Consider the following 2,214-nt stretch of genomic DNA (forward strand, 5'->3'; position numbering starts at 1 on the left):
ACTCGGTTTCGATGAAGGCGTCGGGGTCGAGGTGCTGCATCGCGCGCGGATCGGCGGCGGGCCGATCGCTTGCCGGATCGGCCGCATGACGGTGGCGCTGCGCCGCCGCGTCGCCGGCGCGATCCATGTCGCTCCGCTGACTAGCTGAGACCAGCCGAGATGAACCCGGCCCCGTTGGTGGCGCTGGTCGGCAATCCCAATGCCGGCAAGAGCGCGCTGTTCAACGCGCTGACCGGGGCGCGGCAGAAGGTCGGCAATTATCCCGGCGTCACCGTCGAGCGTCTTGCCGGCCGCCTCGCCCTGCCCGACGGCCGTCCGGTCGAATTGCTCGACCTGCCCGGCACCTACAGCCTCGAGCCGTCGAGCCCCGACGAGCGCGTCACCCGCGACGTCGTGACCGGCGCGCAAGCCGGCGAACGCCTGCCCGACGCGATCGTCGTGGTGGTCGACGCCTCCAATCTCGACAATCACCTGCGCTTCACGCTGCAATTGATCGCGCTCGGCCTACCGGTGGTAGTCGCGCTCAACATGATCGATCTCGCCGAGCGCGACGGGCTCAAGCTCGACCCGGCGGCCTTGTCGCGCGAGCTCGGCGTGCCGGTGGTCGCCACGGTCGCGGTCAGGAAGCGCGGCATCGACGAGCTCAAGGAAACGCTCGCCGAGCTGGTGACGCCAGGCGCGACGGCGCTGCGGCCGAGCGATCCGGTGCTCCACGCCGACATCGCCACCCTGCAGCGCCGCGCGCGTCAGATCGCCATAGCCGCCACCGTGTCCGAGACGCCGGTGCGGCGCTGGACGCACATGCTCGATTCGGTCGCGCTCCATCCGGTCTGGGGCGTGTTGCTGCTGTTCGTCGTGCTGTTCGTGATGTTCCAGGCGGTGTTCTTCGCCGGCGCCGCGCCGGCCGACGCGATCGCCTCGGGCTTCGACTGGCTCGCCGGGCTGGTGAAGGACGTGATGCCGGACTCGATCCTGCGCTCCTTGATCACCGACGGCGCGATCGCCGGCGTGGGCGCGGTAGTGAAGTTCCTGCCGCAAATCCTGATCATGTTCTTCTTCATCCTGGTGCTCGAGGCGAGCGGCTATATGGTGCGCGCGGCGTTCCTGATGGATCGCATCATGGCGAGCGTCGGGCTGTCGGGCCGCGCGTTCATCCCTCTGCTGTCGAGCTTCGCGTGCGCCGTCCCCGGCATCATGTCGACGCGCACGATCGAGGACGAGAAGGACCGCCTGACCACCATCCTGATCGCGCCGCTGATGACCTGTTCCGCGCGGCTGCCGGTCTATACCTTGGTGATCGGGGCGATGATCCCCAACGTCCGCGTGCTGCCGTTCGTCGGGCTGCAGGGACTGGTCATGCTCGGCCTCTACATCATGGGCGTCGTCGGCGCGTTCGTCGTCGCCTGGGTATTGCGCCGCACGGTGACCAAGGGCGCGTCGTCGGGCTTCATGATGGAGATGCCCAAATACCAATTGCCCCGCGTCCGCGACCTCGCGATCGGCCTCTGGAGCCGCGCCGAAATCTTCCTCAAGCGCGCCGGCACCACGATCGCCTTCACCACCATCGTGCTGTGGGCGATGCTGTCGTTCCCGCAAGTTCCCAAGGACAGCCGGGTCTCCCAGGTCAATTATTCGGTGGCCGGGCGGATCGCCAACACGATCGAGCCCGCTTTCCGCCCGATCGGCTTCAACCGCGACATCGTGCTGGCGCTGATCCCGGCGATGGCCGCGCGCGAAGTATCGGTCGCCGCGCTCGGGACGGTCTATGCCATCGATTCGGCGGACGATGGCTCCAAAATGGCGCAGACTCTCCACACGCGCTGGAGCCTGGCCACGGCGCTCGCTTTCCTCATATGGTTCGTGTTCGCGCCGCAATGCATTTCAACGATCGCGGTGACGCGGCGGGAGACCAACGGCTGGAAATGGCCAGCCTTCATGGTTGGCTATTTGTTCCTGCTGGCCTACATCATGGCCGGAATCACATACTGGCTGGCAACACTCGCCGGCCTCTAAGGCAAAAGGCGATTAAATGGCGGGCAGCGTCAACAAGGTCATTCTCGTCGGCAATCTCGGGCGCGACCCGGAGAGCCGCAGCTTCCAGAACGGCGGCAAGGTCGTCGAATTGCGCATCGCGACGTCCGAACAATGGAAGGACCGCAATACCGGCGAGCGCAAGGAGCGCACCGAATGGCACACGGTCAAGGTGTTCAGCGA

At 66.6% G+C, this 2,214-nt stretch carries 3 protein-coding genes; all 3 read left to right on the forward strand.

Features of this window, described 5'->3' with window-relative positions; translation table 11 throughout:
- Positions 1-148 (forward strand): FeoA family protein (locus ACTHJR_RS00005; protein WP_440520972.1); only part of this gene is annotated, 148 nt, incomplete at its 5' end.
- Between the two features lie 11 nt (positions 149-159).
- On the forward strand, positions 160-2,013 hold the full coding sequence (gene feoB, locus ACTHJR_RS00010) for a ferrous iron transporter B (RefSeq protein ID WP_440520970.1): 1,854 nt from the start codon (positions 160-162) through the stop codon (positions 2,011-2,013).
- 16 nt (positions 2,014-2,029) lie between these two features.
- Positions 2,030-2,214 (forward strand): single-stranded DNA-binding protein (gene ssb, locus ACTHJR_RS00015; protein ID WP_440520971.1); only part of this gene is annotated, 185 nt, incomplete at its 3' end.

It is taken from the genome of Sphingomonas sp. (assembly GCF_051962185.1).
In the GTDB taxonomy this organism is placed as follows: domain Bacteria; phylum Pseudomonadota; class Alphaproteobacteria; order Sphingomonadales; family Sphingomonadaceae; genus Sphingomonas.

Excerpts from the sequence above, each read along its gene's own strand:
- feoB (WP_440520970.1), top strand. The coding sequence starts at position 160 with ATGAACCCGGCCCCGTTGGTGGCGCTGGTCGGCAATCCCAATGCCGGC.